The sequence below is a fragment of the Deltaproteobacteria bacterium genome (assembly GCA_003194485.1).
Lineage (GTDB): Bacteria > Desulfobacterota > Dissulfuribacteria > Dissulfuribacterales > UBA3076 > UBA3076.
The window spans coordinates 52,433-70,784 of the sequence record PQXD01000008.1; the positions used below are offsets into that span (position 1 = coordinate 52,433).

Here is an 18,352-nt window from a genome sequence, read left to right on the forward strand (position 1 = left end):
TCATGGTAGGTGTGGTTGTGACATCCCACGGCCGTGTTGCTGATGAGCTTTTACATACGACGGTCTTCATCGTAGGCAGGACCGAACAGATGATCGCCCTTTCTATAGATCCGTCAAGGCATATAAATGAATTACAGTCAGATATCCGCAAGGCCATCAAGGAAGTCGATACGGGCGACGGCGTATTGATACTCACAGACATGTTTGGCGGGACTCCGGCCAACATGTCCCTTGCCTTCCTGGAAGACAACAAGGTAGAGGTCATAACAGGGGTGAATCTTCCCATGTTGATCAAATTATGCCAGTGCCGGAACAAGGATCAGCCCCTGCATGAATTGGCGGACGAAGTAGTGGATTACAGCAGGAAAAGCATCAATCAGGCCACAGCAATCCTGAAAAAATGAAGTAATTGTTCATTCATTATCAAGAAGTATAAACGTTTACATTCTGAGTATTCAGCTGTTAGGAGGTTCATACATGACTATTAAGGTCGGCATCAACGGTTTCGGGCGCATTGGGAGGAGCATCTTCAGGGCCTCTAAACTATATAAGGAATTTGAATCCATTGAAATCAAAGCCATAAATGACCTGACAAACACCCAGACCCTGGCCCACTTGTTAAAATATGACTCTGTAATGAGGACCTTTCACCTCGATGTGCAGGACACAGATCAGGGAATAATTGTGGATGGCAAGGATATACGGATAACAGCCATCAAGGAGCCCTCCCGGTTGCCATGGCAGGAAATGGGCGTGGAATACGTGATCGAAGCTACCGGCAGATTCAGCGATGCGGATCTTGCACGCGGGCACCTGGAGGCCGGGGCGCAAAAGGTCGTAATTACAGCTCCTGCAAAGCATGAGGACATCACGATTGTGATGGGGGTCAATGAAGACGACTACGATCCGGCCGCTCACCACGTCGTATCCAACGCCTCCTGTACCACCAACTGTCTCGCCCCTGTGGCCAAAGTAATACTGGACAGATTTGGCATCGTCTCCGGGCTGATTACCACTGTACACGCCTATACAAACGATCAGAGATTGCTTGATTTTCCCCACAGCGACCTCAGACGGGCCAGGGCCGCTGCCGTCAACATGATCCCTACAAAGACAGGCGCGGCAGCAGCAGTAAGCAAGGTCATTCCGGAGCTCACGGGCAAATTTGACGGCCTGGCGGTCCGTGTGCCCACACCTGACGTCTCCATAGTGGACCTTGTAGCCCAGGTGGAAAAACGTGCCACTGTACCTGAAATAAACGAAGCCATTAAGGCGGCTACCGATCGCTTCCTCGGATACACGGATGAACCTCTGGTCTCCACGGACTTCATGGGAGACCCAAGGTCCTCCATTGTGGACGGCGCCTGCACCAAAGTTATTCAGGGCAATTTGATCAAGGTCATGTCATGGTATGACAATGAATGGGGATACTCCAACAGGATATTGGATCTGATCCTTCATATGGATGCCCAAAAGGCGTAACTGTTCAAATTCCTTGGCAGCCGGCAGACTTTTGCGATGATTGTATCGGAAGCCCTTCGTGCAAACCTTGAGGCCACAGCCGTTCGGGAGTTAGTGTTCGACTCCCGCTTCCAGGTTCTCCGGGATGCGGTCAAGGATTATCATGGAATAATTAAAGCCCTTGACAGCCTCCTCTTTGAACTGCATCATCCATTTCGTAACTGGGAAGTTGTGATCAGGGAGCTGAGGTCATTTTCTCTCAAGAATCTTTCTGCTTACAGCCGTTCATCTCAGGGACCCGAGGCCATTAAAGTACTTTTAGGCACCTTCTTTGATATCATTTCCGAAGTCCCTGATGAAAATCAAAAGACCGAGGCCGTAAATGGAATCCTGGCCTTTCTGGAAAAAATCATCCAAAAAGCAGATACTGAAAAGCTTCTGACAATACTGCCTGATATTGAACATGCCTTCCGCAGGCTCAATGAATCCAACGCTCTTGTGATTAAGGCTGTTGCCAGGAGCTGTCACCCTGTATCTCGCCTGATACAGAATATTTCCAACCGCCTGAAGGGACAAGAGATATCTCCGGGCTTATGGGATGCAGCGGGAAGGCTCCTTATTAAAGTCCGGGAATCTACCTTTCAGTACTGGCTTGGGCAAGAAGACCCTGAGAGCTGGCTTAACCGTACTGTTGAGCAGTTTTCCATAGAACCTGACCCTGAGAACCTGGAAAAGACGCTGAGGCTCATCAAACCGGTCTCGCACAGGCAGCTCAAGTCCTTTCTGGAAGACCTGGAAATCGAGAAAAAAACCTCTCTCAACGAAAAAAAGGCCCTGGATCTGGCCAGGCGCCCGGGCCACCTGGATATAGTGAATCAGTACAGAAAGATTGTCAGGGAACTGGCCAGGCTGTCTTGTCAAATCCTTTCTGTATCATCAAAAGAGCAGTCTTCACCCAATCAGGAAACAGGATTATACTCTTTGCTTCCGTTCCATTTTATTGAAATGGAAGGCCTGTCCGCAATCCACGAAGAAGTCCTTCGCCAGATCAATCGCAGCCTTTTGCATCTTATACGCACCGCAGACCAGGAACGGCTTCAAGAGATCCTTTCCGGAAGCTTTGCGCTGCTGAAGCAGCAAGTAGGCAATTTCCCAAGGACTGCTCTTCAGTGCATCGAGGCCCTGGGTTCAGAAGTAGTCCGCAGGGACGACACAAGGCTCATCGAGATCTTTCTCAGTCAGGTAATCCATTTTGGCTTCCAGCCCCCTGGTATTAAGGGCGTGGATACCGAATGGCATATATTAAACAATCCTGCTCATCTGCAGAATATTCGCGTCTGGCTAAAATTTGCAGAACAGAAAACCAGTGTCTGCGGCACCCTGTTGTCGGCCCTTATCATAAACCTCAAGCTGGCAGGCACATGTATCCGGGATACGGACCTGTTTCAGAAGGACGTCAGCCGGTTACTCAACTGCGACATAGAACAAAATTACAATCTGGTCAAACAGTTGGCCAAGATCCTGCCGGTTTACTTCAATGAGATAGGAGCAGAGGGTCTCCTGAGGGACGTGTCGACAGAACTGGATGAGATATCTCACCGTAAGGATATCCTTATCCACTTTCTGAGAAAACAGAGCCATGTTGAGAGCAACAACCGCATTGTCGATTTCATAGAGGCCATTTTGTGCTTCTGGTTCGGCAGGCAGAAGGACATACTGGAACCCTTTCTGCCCCCTGAGATCCTGGAGCAGGTCTCTGGCCATGGCCCATTCGTGGATCATGTACACAGGCTTGTACGGCATCTTGCAGATGTGCTGGATATCAAACGATTTACCCACAGTGTTGATACCTTGCTGGATTTGAAACAAGACCGGCTTTCTCAAATTTTGAGCCAGATCCCTGATGTCCCTCCTCAAGAGAAAAGACGTGTTGAGCTTCTTATCCGGATGTACCGGCTTGAGGTCCATAAGTACAAGCTCGGCACCCAGGAAATCCGTCATCATCTGGAGGAAGCCAGAAATCAGGGTTTTGAGGGGCTGGATAAAGTACTTGAAGTCCTGGATGTGGATGATGATCCGGAGCGGTGCCTTGAAGTAATCCTGGACCAGCTTGATGCCCTTAAAGGCATTATACTCAGCAAGGAGCGGTTTGAAATCAGGGAGGACATATACCACAAACGGCACATAACCGTGGATATTCCTTCAATGTACGGCCGATATCATGAGCGCAAGTTTGATGCCCTCAGCCTCAGTTTCCGACTGGAGAACCTGGCAAATTTATACTTCGAACGGCTGATAGCCAAGATAGATTCAACCTTCATTTCAAGGCCCATCTTTGTACGCATACTCAGGTATCTCCGGCTCTTCTGGAGGGCCGTACAGCTGGACGGAGTGTATTCCGGGAAGTTCGCCGCCTATCTGGCCCTGCTGGAAAAATCTCTCGAGGTCCGGCGATTTGCCTTTTCCCAGTATTTGGACGTAGTGAGAGGGTTATCCGAGGGGGTTAAAGACATTATCCATGCCTATTACATAAGCCCGCATCAGGACAATATCTCTCTCATTATTCGCCAACTTGGCAAATACAACCTGCTCCCAAAGTACAAAACCGCTTTAAAAGAGGTTGAAGACGAGGTCCAGATGACCCATCAGATAACGGAGTGGTTCCTGAGGGACCTTATTTCCAGCACCTTTGGCCTGCAATATCTGGACAACTTCATAGCCCGGGTATACCAGTTGCTTGGAGAGCAGAAAGAAAGACTGGATCACAAGGACCTTGACTTGGTATTGAGCTATGATCCGAATCAGGTATTGTGTACCATACACAGTCCGAAACAACAGACAAAAAACCTCCTGCACCTCGGCAATAAGGGCTTCAACCTGGTGCTCCTGGCACAAAAGGGCCTGCCGGTTCCGCCGGGGGTAATAGTCACCACCGAGGTCTTCAGATGCTATCCTATTATCCAGAAACTGCGCAGCGCATACATGGAATTCAAGTCACAGCTTCAGAAAGCCATAGGGGAGATAGAGAATCAGACCGGGCGCAGGTTTGGCGATCCGTCAAATCCCCTGCTTTTATCCGTAAGGAGCGGAGCGGCCATTTCCATGCCTGGGATGATGTCAACAATCATAAACGTGGGCAGTAATCCCGAAATCATAGAAGGCCTGGCGAAAAAGACCGGCAATGCCTGGTTTGCCTGGGACAACTACCGCAGGTTCGTCCAGTCATGGGCCATGTCCTTTGATCTGGAACGCGAGATGTTCACCGAGATCATGAATAACCACAAGCTCCGTTACGGGGTGAAACAGAAAAGGGAATTTACCGGATACCAGATGAAAGAATTGGCCCTGGCTTATCAGCAAGCTACGCTGGACCACGGCCTGGAGCTGGAAAAGGATCCTTTTGAGCAGCTCCTTGTGGCCATACAACTGATTCTGACTTCATGGGAGTCTGAAAAAGCAAAGAACTACAGGGAAATAATGGAGATGTCCGATTACTGGGGCACGGCTGTGATACTGCAGGCCATGGCCTATGGAAATCTTTCAGAGACATCCGGCAGCGGCGTGGCCTTCACGCCGATCCATACCGACAATATAGACAGTATCAGCCTATGGGGTGACTTTACCACCGGAAATCAGGGGGATGACATTGTGAGTGGTCTGGTCAGTACATATCCGATTTCAATAAAGCAGCAAAAGGCCATGGGGCTTGATTCCGAAATGACTCTGGAGAAAAATTTTCCGGAGATTTACAATACCTTGTTATCCATAAGCAGAGAGCTCATCTATGAGAAAAGATGGGACCCCCAGGAGATAGAATTTACCTTTGAAGGCCCGGAGAGCAACAGGCTCTTCATACTCCAGAGCCGGAACATGACCACCAAGAGGCGATGCATCGTTCAGGTCTTTGTGCCATCAGGGGAGTTGGAGGCCAGCTATCTGGGCAGGGGCATCGGCGTAAGCGGAGGCGCCATGACCGGGAAGGCTGTATTCACCCTGTCCGAGATCAAGTCCTTACGCAGGAAAGAACCAGAAACCCCTTTGATCCTGATCCGGTCGGACACGGTCCCGGACGATATCAAGGAAATTACTTTAACAGACGGCCTGCTCACGGCAAAAGGAGGACAGACTTCTCATGCAGCCATTATTGCATTTCGCCTGGACAAGAGCTGCATCGTGGGCTGTAAGCAACTGCAGGTCTTTGAAAATCAGGGTTTTGCGCAATTACACGACCGCATTATTCGTTCCGGCGACTTCCTGAGTATTGACGGCAGAAACGGATCGATATACATGGGCAGGCATGCCACTCAGACAGAGGAAGAGATGTCTCTGGTCTGAAAATTTAGATATAGAGATTTGTAGGGAAGATGCTGTAATGATCAAATACATAGACGAAATTCCGCTGAAAGGCCAAAGGGTCCTGATGAGGACGGACTTCAATGTCCCCCTGGACGATTCCGGCAATATCACAGACGACAGCCGCATCAGGGCGGCCCTGCCGAGCATACGCTATGCCTTAGAGGTCGAAGCAAGGCTGATACTCTGCTCGCATCTTGGCCGCCCGAAGGGACAGAGAATAGAAAAATTCAGCCTGAGGCCGGTGGCCGGGCGTCTTGGCGAACTGATAGACAGGGAGGTACCTCTGGCCCCGGACTGTATTGGAGCAGAAGTGGAGAACCAGGTCAGCTCCATGTCGGACGGAGAAGTGCTGCTGCTTGAAAACCTCAGGTATCATCAGGGAGAGACAAAAAACGACCCCGGCTTTGCAGAAGCCTTGGCAAGAATGGCCGATGTGTATATAAATGACGCCTTTGCAGTATCACACAGGTCCCATGCCTCAGTGACCGGGATACCCGGCCTGGTCAAAAACTGCGCGGCCGGTTTCCTTGTAAAGCAGGAACTCTTGTACTTCAAAAAGGCCGTGGAAGGACCTGCCAGGCCCCTGGCGGCCATCCTGGGCGGGGTCAAGATATCCAGCAAGCTGGGGGCCGTTAAAAACATACTGGACCGGGTGGATAAGCTGATAGTCGGCGGGGCCATGGCCAATACCTTCCTGGCAGCGCAAGGCATTAATATAGGAAAATCCCTCGCTGAGAAAAGTCTGGCAGACACGGCCGGGGCCCTAATTGATCGGGCAAGAGACAAAGGTGTCAAATTATACCTTCCTGTTGACTGCATCATAGCACGGGATATTGATGCAAACGCCGGGACCAGGACCGTCCCGGTCCAGGAAATTCCAGATGATTGGATGGCATTGGACATAGGGCCTGCAACGTCAAGCCTCTTCAGCGAAGCCCTTTACAATGTCAAAACCATAGTATGGAATGGCCCAATGGGGGCCTTTGAGCTTGAACCTTTCAGCCAGGGTACGATGGCCCTGGCGCATGCGGTCGGCAGCAGTCAGGCCATCAGCATTGTAGGCGGAGGAGATACCGGTCTGGCCGTCCACAGGGCCGGTGAAGCAGGGAACATATCTTACATGTCCACGGGTGGGGGAGCGTTTCTCAGCCTCCTGGAAGGAAAAGAGCTGCCGGGCATAGCGGCGCTTGAGGAGTGTATTAAAAAATGAACACCCTGAAAAGAAGACCTGTTTTGGCAGCCAACTGGAAGATGTACAAGACAGTGGCCGAGACCCGTGACTTCCTTGATGTCTTTTTGCCCCTGGTGAATGACCTGCCGGAAAGAGAGATAGTGATCGCTCCTCCGTTTACTGCCCTTTCAGCAGCCCGGGAAATCATTAAGCAAAGTGGACTTGTGACACTGGCAGCCCAGAACATGTACTTTGAGCAAAAGGGTAGCTTCACTGGTGAAATATCACCGATCATGCTCAAGGAATTCGCGGTAAAGTGGGTGATCCTCGGGCATTCAGAGCGCAGGCATATTTTCGGAGAAAAAAACGGCCTTATTGCCCTAAAGGTCAGGTCTGCCCTGGAAAATGACCTGCTTCCAATACTATGTATCGGGGAAAAGCTGGAGGAAAGAGAGGCCGGGCTTATGCATGAGATACTTGAAAGGCAGTTATCCGCGGGCTTTTCAGAAGTAGGTAGTGAAGAGGCAGACCGGGTAGTGGTTGCCTATGAACCTGTATGGGCGATTGGCACGGGTAAGACAGCCACCCCGGACCAGGCACAGGATGCCCACGCCCATATACGCTCCTGGCTGACCGGCCGTTTCGATTCCGGTATTGCAGGGCGGATTCGAATATTGTATGGTGGCTCGGTTAAGCCGGAAAATGTCAATGAATTAATGGCGCTCCCCGACGTGGACGGAGCACTTGTCGGCGGCGCTTCTCTCAAACCCGGGAGCTTTGCACAAATTGCCGGTTGCCGGATTGATTAATTAAAAAGGGATATCTTTTGTATTCTATATTAATAATAGTTTATGTTATTACGTGTGTCCTCTTGGTCCTCACTGTCCTGCTCCAGCAAGGCAAGGGGGCCGAGATAGGAGCTGTATTCGGGTCCAGTGATACCATCTTTGGCAGTGCGGGACCGGCCTCTTTTCTGAACAAGCTCACTACAGGACTGGCGGTAGCCTTTATGATCTTGGCCCTTGTTCTTACCTATTTATCGGCTCACAAGGTTGAGGATTCCGTAATGCGCGACGTGCAGGTAACTACCAGCCCTGTAACTACCGAACCTGTTGAAACTGCTGAACCTGCTGCGACTGTAATTCCTGAACCTGTTGAAACCGCTCCTGCGCCAGCGACAGGAGTTGAAGAGCCCGCCCATGGCTCAAATAAAAAGACAAATTCCCTGGCTGAAGATAGCCAGCAGAAGAAAAATCAGCCTGAAAACATTGCACCATCAACGAATCAACCTGATACCCCTAAATAGTCAATCTTTTGCCGAAGTGGTGGAATAGGTAGACACGCCATCTTGAGGGGGTGGTGGGCAAAACCCGTGGGGGTTCGACTCCCCCCTTCGGCACCATATTATCCTGTGGGAAGGCGGTCTATTATTAATGGCTCAATGGCTGCCGGGTCTCTTCACAGGCAGCCTGATCGTAAAGACGGATCCCTTGCCTAGTTTGCTTTCCACAGAGATCGTGCCCCTGTGGGCCTGAATGATCTTGAGCGCATAGGTGAGGCCGAGCCCGGCATGGATCTTTGAAGTAAAAAAGGGGTCCAGGATGTTCTTGAGCTTGTCCTTCGGGATGCCGACCCCTGTATCGGAAACCATGATCTCGATATATCCTTCGCTGACACGGCTGCTGATTTCCAGTATGCGCTGCTTATTTCGCATTGCCTCAATTGCGTTCTCAATGAGATGGCTAACCGCCGCCTTAATCTGTTCTCTGTCAACAAAAATATCAGGAGGATTTTTCATTAAATCCGTTTTTACATCTATGTGATTTTCTACAATTGCAGGTCTGTATTTTTCAATTGCTTCGGCAATGATCTTATTGATATCTGCCGGCTCTCGATAAGATATTACAGTGGTCTTCAGCTCAATGAGCTTCTTTATCATGTGTTCCAGGGTCTCAACATTTTGTACAATCAATTTCAGATATTCTTTGTTTGGATCACCCTCGGAAAGGGATTCAGAGATCCTCCGCGCAAACCCTCCTATGGCAACAAGAGGGTTCCTTATCTCATGCACCACCTGGTCCATCATCTTTTCTAATGCCTCTGATTTTTCCTCCTCCAGCAGTTTTTCGCGCTCTGCCTTTATGCTGAGTAATGACCGTATCCTTGCAACAAGCTCTTTATAATCAAAGGGCTTGGCCAGATAGTCATCTCCGCCGACATCGAGACCCTTGACGGTGCTGTCAACGTCGCCTTTGGCGGTGAGCATGAGGACAGGTATGTAACGGGTGCTTTCGTCTTCCTTGAGTCTTTTGCATACCTCGAAACCATCCAGTTTAGGCATCATAATGTCCAGCACGATCAGGTCCGGCTCGTATTCAGCGACCTTCTTGAGGCCTTCTTCGCCGTCGTATGCCTCAGCGGTATCGAACCCGTCGGCACGGAGCCTCTTTCTCAAGAGATCCACGGTATCCACGTTATCCTCAACAATCAGGATCTTGTCCTTGTCCACCTGAACTGCCTTTTAATGTTTTTTCGCGTAGTATTCTATCTGCTCGGGCAGATCGTGCACGTTTATCGGCTTTGAAATATACCCGCTGAACCCGGCCTGTAAAGCCTTTTCCCTGTCTCCTTTCATTGCATGTGCGGTCAATGCAATTATGGAGGTATGCTTAAACTCCTCTCGAAGCCTCAGATTTTTTGCAACCTCATAGCCTCCCATCTTCGGGAGAGCGATATCCAGAAGAATAATATCCGGCTGTTCAGCGATCGCCTTTTCCAGGCCCTCTTCTCCATCAACGGCTTCGATTATCTGGTAATCCCGGTTTCTTAAGATCTTGATTACCAGCTCCCTGCTGTCCTGGTTGTCCTCAATTATCAGCAGTTTTTTTCCTGAAACCTTCCCTGTTTCTTTCATGTCATCCCCATCTGTCAGGCATTTTTTATCTCATCGATCCTGTCTTTAAGCCTTTGCAAGAGATCTTCTTTAAGTGTTCCCTTGTTCAATATGCCACGCAACCTGCCGTCCAGAGCGTCTTTCTCTTTCTCGCTCAGCTCCCTCTTAGTAATAATAATAAGAGGTATCTTCTTGGCACTTTCCTCTGTCTTAATGTACTCAATTACATCAAAACCATCCATCTTGGGCATTGTCAGGTTGAGGATGATCAGGTGGGGCACGAAACTCCTTATCAGCTCGACTGCATCTTTGCTGTTATAGGCCGCCCTTACCTGATACCCGACGTCCTGCAAGGTTTGTTTTATCAGCGATACCGTATCAGTTTCACTGTCTACTACCAGTACCCGTTGTATTTTGCCCCTTTTCTCCAGATCTCTTATTTTTTTCAGCAGGAAATTCTTATCCAGCGGCTTCACCATATATTCCGCAGCACCCAGACTGAATCCCAGCTTTTTATTATCCACAATTGAAAGCACAATTACAGGGATATCCCGGGTCTCCGGCGTGCTCTTAAGCTCCCGCAATACCTGCCATCCGTCCTTATGCGGCATCATGATATCCAGGGTAATGGCTACCGGTTTCGTCTCCATGGCCTTTTCAACCGCCTTCTCCCCGCCGAGAAGACCTACTGTTTTGTAATCCTCTCCCAGAGACTTCCTGATGATATCAATTGCATCCGGATTGTCATCTATTGCCAGCACGGTCTTTCTGGTGATGTCCTCTGCAGTCAACGGCCCCGCCTCAACGGTCTTCGAGGCCTTTGACCCAAGCACCAGTTTCTGTATGACCTCACAATTTTTGCAAAAATCAACCTTCTCGGGATAGGCACCGATCTTCAGCCCTGAGCAATGCGTCCCAAGGATGAGCCAGCAACGTCTGTCTTCACTGTCATAGGCCGGGCAGCTCGGCTGTCCGCAATGGATGTATTCGTGACACCTTACCGGTTTGCCTTCATATTGGGGGTCTTTCAGGAAGGTCTCAACAGGCACCCCGAAGTGTTTGGCCAGATCATCAGCCACTCGTAATTCTATGGCCGGCTTGGCCCTGGACTCGAGTATCTCCTTTTTTAGCGGGATGGTGAAATAGAACTTGCTTCCCTTGCCGTACTCGCTCGTGGCCCAGATCGTGCCGTTGTGCATCGCGATCAACCCCCTCGCAATACTGAGCCCCAGGCCGGTCCCCTCGTATTGGCGCACGGTAGAGAGGTCAGCCTGCACGAACTTGTCAAAAATCTTGCCGAGATCCTCATCCTTTATCCCGATGCCTGTATCCTCCACGCAGACCTCTGCAAATACAGGAGGCTCGCCAAGTCGATGAATGCCGCGATCGGATGTCCTGGCACGGATGGTTATGCCTCCCTCATCGGTAAACTTGATCGCATTGGACAGCAGGTTCATCAAGACATGCTTGATCTTATTCTTATCACCATAGACCATGGGCAGATTCTCATCGATATCAAAATCAAGTGAAAGCCCCTTTTTGGTCATCATTCCCTCGACCATGGGAACTACTGAATCAATGAGTTCTTTCAGGTTGAACTGTTCCGCTTCTAACTCGGCTTTTCCCGCCTCTATCTTGGAGAGATCGAGAAGATCATTCAACAATTGCAAGAGGTGCCTTGCATTATTGGAAATCTTGCTGAGACTCTTTGCCTGCTCCTCGTTGATTGGCCCGTCAACCCCGTCCAGCAACAGATCCGAATATCCGATGATGGAGTTCATCGGTGTCCTCAGCTCATGAGACATGTTCGCCAGGAACGTGGATTTCAGTTTGTCAAGCTCCCTGAGCTGGATGTTTGCTTTTTCCAATAGTGCTATAAGATTGGTCCTTTCTTCCAACAGCTCGGTCTTTTTCGCAACCTCTCTTTCAAGTCTTTTGCTGAATTGAGATGCCCTTTGAACCATATAGTTAAATGTATTGCCCAGTACGCCTATTTCATCCTCTGACCTCACGTCCACCGAAACGGACATATCACCCTCTGCAAATCTCTTTGCTTTGTCAGCCAAATCCTCCACAGGGCGCCTGATGAATTTGGTTACCATCACATAAATTATGGCAATAATCATCGATATTCCGATAAAACTTATCAATATGGTCCTGTTCCTGGCAGAAGCGACCATTTCATAGGTATGGTGCACATCCGTTCCTATTATCATGCCGCCGAGGACTTTCCTTGAAGTGCCATGGCAGTGATAACAGTCTTTATGATTCAAAATGGGCTGCATGGTAATAAGGACCCTTCTCCCGGCAAACTCTTCCACAAATGCCCTCTCTGGTCTCGCTCCCGAGCTCAATGTCTTGGTTAAGGCCTTCAATGCCTCCTCATTATGTATGAAATCCGCAATCCCGGTGTTTACGTTTTCCTCGTGTGTGGACCAGATTATCTCTTGATCAAAATCGCATATATATACCTCGATGTTTTCCATCTTTGTCCGAATACCGGACAAGACCCCCTTGATGGCCTCACTATCTCCGACATGCATTGGATATGTTATGCCGGAATAGATCGATCCGGACACGTCTAAATTAAGAGTTTTCACCAACTCCATTCTGTCTTTTGTCCCAAAGTATATTCTCAAGACGATCTCGGCCGTCATAACCAGGGCTATGCTGATTATTACAGTAGCCATTATCTTGTTGGCAAAACTCTTTCTTATAAGACCAAACATCATGTCTTCCAGCAATGCGGTGCCTGTCGAAACCGCTAATGCGCGCCTCCGTGAATCAAGGGTTTGAACCTGAAGGCCTTGACCCTCTCCGATATGTGACACCCCTCACAATCTTTCATTGTGAGATTCCCCTTGATATCCTGAGAGCGCTGCGTCCTGACGTGCAGTCCACCGGGGCCATGGCATACCTCGCAGCCCGCGTTCTTCAGGTGAGGAGTCTCCTCAAGACTGACAAAGCCGCCCGGTTTGCCATATCCCGTTGTATGGCAGAAATAGCACCTTTTTATTTCTTCCTCGGTAAGGCCCTTTTTCACCCTTTGGATGCTCTTGAAGGAACTGCTCTTCTTTGCATATTTGGTAAAACTCCCATATTCCTTTTGGTGGCAGGGCTTGCAGGCTTCTGAACCGACATATATTTGTATTTCAGTGTTAATTTCAGTGCCATTTCCAGCTCGAACTTCTTCAGGACTGAAGGTGACGATCAATAATGCCATGACTATGGCAGGGAAATAGCTCATCGTGGTTTACCTTAATGGTCTTTTAATCTAAGGCGGAAAAAAACGATGCCGCATCAGAAAATCGCTGCAATAATATCCAAAAATCATTATATATAATAATTTATTGTTTTTGTAGTAGCAGGGCCATTTGGGCTTGTCAAGCGCAGGAAAAGTGCGGCGATTTATAGAAAAGACAGGAAATGCTTCCTGTAAAAATAAAAAAGATTTGCCTGAGTGGTCAGACTGATATTGCCAATTTCTTTCAAGCAGGTTACAAAGTAATTTTATGAAAGAAACATAATTTCACATGGACGTAATAAGACAGAGCCATCTTGAAACAAACAACAAGACGGGAAGGAGGGTTATGCCATTAAAAGAACAAAAAAATTTTCTTTATTGGTTTTACCCCCGCTTTTTTGCTACGGTGGTTTATAATATCAAAAATGACAAAAGCGGGGGTCTATATCTGAACTTTTCTTGAGATCTGTGCCCTTATCGTGGGTGCATAGCTACTTCAGGTCCCATGCGAGATTTTTTGATTCGGCAAGGGACACTGGTGTATGCTCGCACATGAACCTGTAGGTTCTATAGGTGAGGAAGAGAGGAAAAGGATGGTGCTCAAAGTAAAGTTTCTTATAATATGTATTTTTGGTTTCGTGATGTTGATGGCCGGCATCGGCATCAACTCGTCGAGTGCCATGGAAACCGACGACTGTCTGGGATGCCATGGCGATTCATCCATAATTGATGAAGGGGGCGAGCGTCTGTATATCGACGGTGCCCAGTTCGCCGGTACGAAACACGCAGAAGATGGTTGCGGGTCCTGCCATTTTGTAACCGACGATCATCCTGACGATGGAATCAGGCCCGGAAAAGAAAGCTGCGACACATGCCATGAAGATACTATTGATGAGTTATCAAAGGGCCTTCATGCGGGAAATGCGGAATGCACGGATTGTCATAACCCCCACGCAGCCAAAGGCCTCAAGCCTCCTGGTGAAAGCTGTGGTATGTGCCATGAAGATGCCGTTGAAGAGTATTTGAAAAGCCCCCATGCAGAAAAGGCTGCCTGTTCGGATTGTCACAGCCCCCATACGGTAAAAAGCCATCTGTCGATTTCAGGTTTTGAAAAAAATAGACGGTGTGCCACTTGCCATGATAATGTCGGTCATTCTGAATGGCTTCTCCGGTCAAGGCTCCACATGCAGGCAACTACGTGCATAAGCTGCCATACCGATTCGAAAGGCATCGTCATCGCCATGTATATTGAGAAAAGAGATGGTGTCAGACCGGATAAGGAAGGTGAGATTGACCTGGCAACTTACGAAGACCTCATGCAGTTAGTCGGAGACGGGGGAGTTCAATCTCTCATAGACACCAATGGTGACGGTTCCATCACAATGGCAGAGCTCAAAGATTTCAACAAGAACTCAAAATACCAAGACGTGGGGCTCTGGGGGGTGCTGTCAACAGAGACGGCAAGCCACAGCTACGGGATATTTGAAGACCGCCGGGATTGTTCTTTCTGCCACGCCGCCGGGCCAAAAGCCATGCAGACATGTTATGTAGCCTTTCCCAATCAAGACGGCACGTACAGCAGGGTCGCTGTTGAAGAGGGAGCGGTACTCGACCCTCTTTTTGCTACCCCTGACTTCTACATGGTGGGCTCCACCAGAAACGATATTCTCAGCATTCTGGGGCTGCTAATCATAGCCAGTGGCTTAGGCGCGGCCTCACTCCACGGCACTTTCAGATTTTTGACCCGAAAGAACAGGAGGAAGCATTGATCATGGAAAAGCCAAAGATGATCTATCTTAACCCTCTCGCAGTCAGGATATGGCATTGGATCCACGCCATTGGAATAACAACTCTGTGCATTACAGGGGCCCAGATCAGGTTTCCCGAGTATATTAATCTCTTTGGTAGCTATAGAGCAGCGGTACTGGTTCATGATTATACCGGAATCTTCGTGTGCATCGATTGGTTGTTATGGTTTTCATATTACGTATTCATTGACAAGAGCCTGATAAAGCTCTATGTCCCAACCCTTGACGACCTGAAAACGGGTGTCATAAGACAGATGCTGTTCTATGGCTTCAACTACTTCCGGGGCAAACCCAACCCGCATCATCCCACGCCTGACAACAAATTCAATCCCATGCAGAAGGGGGCATACCTGATGATCATGACTGCACTTGTACCGATCGTCCTGTTGTCAGGCCTGCTGCTCTTGCTGATTACGCAGAAATGGATGATAGCATTAGGCGGGGTAAAAATAGTGGTCGGGATACATTTCCTGCTGGCCTGCAGTTTTGCCGCCTTCCTCTTTGTCCACATGTATCTGGCTACCCTGGGGCACACATTCTGGGCACATATCATAACCATGATAACCGGCTGGGAAGAAGAGGTAGAAGAACATTAGTCGATATGGGTTGAGACGACATTTCAGGTCGTCTCAACCCATTGTTCAAGAAGCCCGTTGTAGATCTATATAGAAACAGAGGAACTCATGCAAGGAAAGGATTGGATCTGCAGGACACTTTATGTTTCTTTTAAGACTTTTTTAATTACTTTAATTAACTCGACAGGATCAATTGGTTTTTTCAATATAACCGTCTGGAATAGTATATTTTGTCAATCCCGTGCTCTCAACAAATTTCTTTTCATCACGAAGCGGTTGTTTGAACATGAAATTTCTGAAATCGACACCTGTCACCTCAGAGACCCCGGTCTGCACGATCACTGGAGTATTGCTCATGTCCGGGTCTTTTCTCAATTCCTGAAACATGGCAATGCCACTTTTTTTGGCATCATCAGGTCGAGCAGAACCAGATCAGGCTTTTCCTTGCGCAAGAGTTCCAGCCCCTCGATCCCATTACTGGCACTTATGCTTGAATAGCCGTTCTCTTCAAGAATCGCACTGATAAAGGTTATAATATCGGGCTCATCGTCCACAATAAGTATCTTTTTAGCCATTTCCTTCCTCGCTTCTATAATTAGAAAGTCCTTATGCAAGCCTATCTCTTCAACTGAATGAATACATAGCACGGAATACCTCGCCTTGAAAGACAAAATGCGTAAATATCCGGTGAACCCGTTATATCCTGCCTTGGAGCGGTTACCTTTTTCCGGGTTTCAAAGCTCACTCATCGCAGACCGGAGAGGCAGTGCAATCCGGCCCGCGATCGAAACCCTGCAAAAGGCAAACCGCTCCTGCGGCAGGGCACGGATGGCAACTTCCACAGTGGACCACGGGTTCACCGGATATTTACCAAAATGCCATCAGTCGGCTGCGTTCCGTCCCCGGCTGTGTTGTCAAGAGAGAAATACAAAATGATTATACTGCGCAAATGCAAAAACCAAAGCCGGGTCGAAGGACGATTGCCTATGAGGAATTTGATGACCTGTCTGCAGGCAAGGCGGCTGGTCCCGCTATTTGGAGAAAAACGGGGGCCAAAAGGCCCCCGCTCATCTTTTCGGATCACAGATAGACCGGTAAAGGCCTAAAATCTGAAGGTCAGGTAGGTCATGAGAGACTGGTATTGTCCACTCTCGTCTCCGTAAACATAGGGATCCTGGTCATCAACATCTGTATAGAGGTAGTTTACAGTGATGCCGACATAGTCATTAATGGCATAGCTTGCACCTACGTTGATATCCCAGACCGTATAATCCAGCTTGGAGAAGGACTCCATTTCGTTGTTGTTGGCAACGTCGTAAGTCCCCCCCCAGCCTGAACTATCAGGATCCAACGGATTAACACCGCCGGTATGTGAATCACTGGCAAAGTCTACGTTCTGAATTTTGCTGTCAGCTATGCTGTATGAAGCGCCCCCATTGAAGCTCAATCCGGGCAACGGGTTATAGTTGGCAGAAACCATGAAGGTATGGACATCGGAAACATAATCCATATTGGAGCAGTACGGACGGACCCCGTCCGAAAGTTTACCCGCTCAGCCATGGTAATATGGGACATAGTACTCCGAATCCATATTGTTCCTCAAGTAATTATAGCCAAGTGTCATGGATAATTTATTTATTGGAGTGACTGTCACGTCTACGCCGGAATCCAGGAGATCATCCTTGTACTTGTATTCAAGGTCTTCGTTATTCACTCCATGGACATACCGGGTATAGGCTGAGACAAACAGCATGTCCATTGGACTCCAGTTGGCCTTCATCTTGGCTTCATGCTCGAACTCAGGATCAGTAGACATGTTGTGCGTCCGGGTCCCATAGACATACTCACCGTATGTATATGGGGGATGACCTGCAGTAAAGTCCAGATCCTGCTCGGTAGGATATGCAGCGTCCTCTAAGGCATAAGAGCGTGTCCCGTAAATCATATCAGCCGAAGATTTCGATTCGGCCAAATTTTGGCCTTATGCCCCTCTGGACTTTCTGGAAATGCTGATTATTGAGATTCATTGTCATAAGAGCCTTATTCCACCCCCTGTTTTCCTCTATTTTATGCTCATATTGCCGTTTTTCTGTCGCCATATCTGTATAGCTTCAAAATATTGTGCGCACTGCACCATAAGGTGAATTCGTTCTTAACCTTCTCAAGTCCACGTAAGAGAAAGCCGGGGAAACCCTGACAATGTTTCATCTGCCCAAATACAGGTTCAATTATTCGCTTGCGAAATCCATAAATATATCGACTGACTGGGTTTTGGAGGTTCCTGTCCATGGCCTTGTATCTGTCGGAACGGTGCCTGATATTTTTGGAGCCGGATTCGGCCTTTCTCATCTCTTGCTCTTTCCGGGTTGAAACAAGAGCGTTTATTTCATCCTTGGATTCCAGGTATTCAAGATTATCGTCACTGCAATACCCTGCGTCAGCAAGGACTGTCTTTGCGTAAACATCTATTTCTGAAAGATTCTGCTGTGCCTGCTCCAGCATAGGTTTAAGCTGATGAATGTCATTGGCCTCATTCACCACGTCACAGGCAATAACTATCTGGTCTTCTGTAGCTACGGCCTGAGCATTATAACCTTGAATATAACCTTTGGACGTCTTCTGAATACGACTCTCAGAATCGGTCATATTGACCTTGGTTTCAGGCTTCACTGTGTCGTCAGGCTTTTGAGATTTTCTGCCGTGTTTCTTATGAGACTCCTTGCTCTTTTTGGCTTCAGCCTTTTTTCTGGCTTCCAGGTATTTTTTAGCCTCTTTGATCTTTGCAAGCCTTTTTTCTGCAGTACTCAAATCCTCAGGAAGTTCATCACCACGTTTGCTGCCATA

At 48.5% G+C, this 18,352-nt stretch carries 18 protein-coding genes and 1 tRNA gene; 10 read left to right on the plus strand and 9 right to left on the minus strand.

Annotated elements, in window-relative coordinates; all coding sequences use genetic code 11:
* Positions 1–2 precede the first annotated feature (2 nt).
* The 7 genes from C4B57_06155 (at position 3) to C4B57_06185 (ending at position 8,390) form a co-directional block, all read left to right on the plus strand.
* Positions 3–404, plus strand: coding sequence for a PTS fructose transporter subunit IIA (locus tag C4B57_06155; GenBank protein ID PXF54660.1), 402 nt, complete (start codon positions 3–5; stop codon positions 402–404).
* 73 nt (positions 405–477) lie between these two features.
* Entirely contained in the window at positions 478–1,482 is a 1,005-nt protein-coding gene (gene gap, locus C4B57_06160) for a type I glyceraldehyde-3-phosphate dehydrogenase (protein ID PXF54661.1), read from the plus strand.
* A gap of 36 nt (positions 1,483–1,518) precedes the next feature.
* Positions 1,519–5,796 carry a phosphoenolpyruvate synthase gene (locus C4B57_06165; protein PXF54662.1) on the plus strand — a complete coding sequence of 1,426 codons (4,278 nt, stop codon included), beginning with the start codon at positions 1,519–1,521 and terminating at the stop codon, positions 5,794–5,796.
* A 37-nt stretch (positions 5,797–5,833) separates the two neighbouring features.
* Positions 5,834–7,027 carry a phosphoglycerate kinase gene (gene pgk / locus C4B57_06170; protein PXF54701.1) on the plus strand — a complete coding sequence of 398 codons (1,194 nt, stop codon included), beginning with the start codon at positions 5,834–5,836 and terminating at the stop codon, positions 7,025–7,027.
* A complete protein-coding gene (locus tag C4B57_06175) occupies positions 7,024–7,797 on the plus strand; it encodes a triose-phosphate isomerase (GenBank protein PXF54663.1) in 774 nt (257 codons plus the stop codon). Before pgk ends, C4B57_06175 begins: the two co-directional genes overlap by 4 nt.
* A gap of 17 nt (positions 7,798–7,814) precedes the next feature.
* Positions 7,815–8,294 carry a preprotein translocase subunit SecG gene (locus tag C4B57_06180; GenBank protein ID PXF54664.1) on the plus strand — a complete coding sequence of 160 codons (480 nt, stop codon included), beginning with the start codon at positions 7,815–7,817 and terminating at the stop codon, positions 8,292–8,294.
* Between the two features lie 10 nt (positions 8,295–8,304).
* Positions 8,305–8,390: transfer RNA gene (locus C4B57_06185), tRNA-Leu, on the plus strand.
* A gap of 36 nt (positions 8,391–8,426) precedes the next feature.
* Here C4B57_06185 and C4B57_06190 read toward each other — a convergent pair.
* From C4B57_06190 to C4B57_06205, 4 genes are read right to left on the minus strand one after another with little or no spacing between them, the layout of a single operon-like run.
* A complete protein-coding gene (locus C4B57_06190) occupies positions 8,427–9,497 on the minus strand; it encodes a hypothetical protein (protein PXF54665.1) in 1,071 nt (356 codons plus the stop codon).
* A 12-nt stretch (positions 9,498–9,509) separates the two neighbouring features.
* Positions 9,510–9,902, minus strand: a complete 393-nt coding sequence (locus tag C4B57_06195; protein ID PXF54666.1) for a response regulator — start codon at positions 9,900–9,902, stop codon at positions 9,510–9,512.
* 14 nt (positions 9,903–9,916) lie between these two features.
* Positions 9,917–12,610, minus strand: coding sequence for a hypothetical protein (locus tag C4B57_06200; protein PXF54702.1), 2,694 nt, complete (start codon positions 12,608–12,610; stop codon positions 9,917–9,919).
* A gap of 35 nt (positions 12,611–12,645) precedes the next feature.
* On the minus strand, positions 12,646–13,104 hold the full coding sequence (locus C4B57_06205) for a cytochrome C (protein PXF54703.1): 459 nt from the start codon (positions 13,102–13,104) through the stop codon (positions 12,646–12,648).
* Positions 13,105–13,667: 563 nt separating this feature from the next.
* Here C4B57_06205 and C4B57_06210 point away from each other — a divergent pair.
* Together C4B57_06210 and C4B57_06215 are read left to right on the plus strand one after the other, a co-directional pair.
* Positions 13,668–14,894, plus strand: coding sequence for a cytochrome C (locus C4B57_06210; GenBank protein PXF54667.1), 1,227 nt, complete (start codon positions 13,668–13,670; stop codon positions 14,892–14,894).
* A 2-nt stretch (positions 14,895–14,896) separates the two neighbouring features.
* Entirely contained in the window at positions 14,897–15,529 is a 633-nt protein-coding gene (locus tag C4B57_06215) for a cytochrome b (GenBank protein ID PXF54668.1), read from the plus strand.
* Positions 15,530–15,697: 168 nt separating this feature from the next.
* Here C4B57_06215 and C4B57_06220 read toward each other — a convergent pair whose 3' ends face one another.
* Positions 15,698–15,883, minus strand: coding sequence for a hypothetical protein (locus C4B57_06220; protein PXF54669.1), 186 nt, complete (start codon positions 15,881–15,883; stop codon positions 15,698–15,700).
* The gene (locus C4B57_06225; GenBank protein ID PXF54670.1) at positions 15,880–16,155 is read right to left on the minus strand and encodes a hypothetical protein; all 276 of its coding nucleotides are present in this window, start codon (positions 16,153–16,155) and stop codon (positions 15,880–15,882) included. Before C4B57_06225 ends, C4B57_06220 begins: the two co-directional genes overlap by 4 nt.
* Positions 16,156–16,274: 119 nt before the next feature.
* Here C4B57_06225 and C4B57_06230 point away from each other — a divergent pair, with 119 nt between their 5' ends.
* A complete protein-coding gene (locus tag C4B57_06230; protein PXF54671.1) occupies positions 16,275–16,598 on the plus strand; it encodes a hypothetical protein in 324 nt (107 codons plus the stop codon).
* Positions 16,599–16,610: 12 nt separating this feature from the next.
* Here the strand turns inward: C4B57_06230 and C4B57_06235 are convergent, their stop codons facing one another.
* From C4B57_06235 to C4B57_06245, 3 genes are all read right to left on the minus strand, one after another.
* Positions 16,611–17,018: a hypothetical protein gene (locus tag C4B57_06235; GenBank protein PXF54672.1), complete on the minus strand. Its 408-nt coding sequence runs from the start codon at positions 17,016–17,018 to the stop codon at positions 16,611–16,613.
* A gap of 42 nt (positions 17,019–17,060) precedes the next feature.
* Positions 17,061–17,453 (minus strand): hypothetical protein, encoded by a 393-nt coding sequence (locus C4B57_06240; protein ID PXF54673.1) that lies wholly within the window; start codon positions 17,451–17,453, stop codon positions 17,061–17,063.
* A gap of 128 nt (positions 17,454–17,581) precedes the next feature.
* A partial coding sequence (locus C4B57_06245) for a DDE transposase (protein PXF54674.1) occupies positions 17,582–18,352 on the minus strand: 771 nt, incomplete at its 5' end.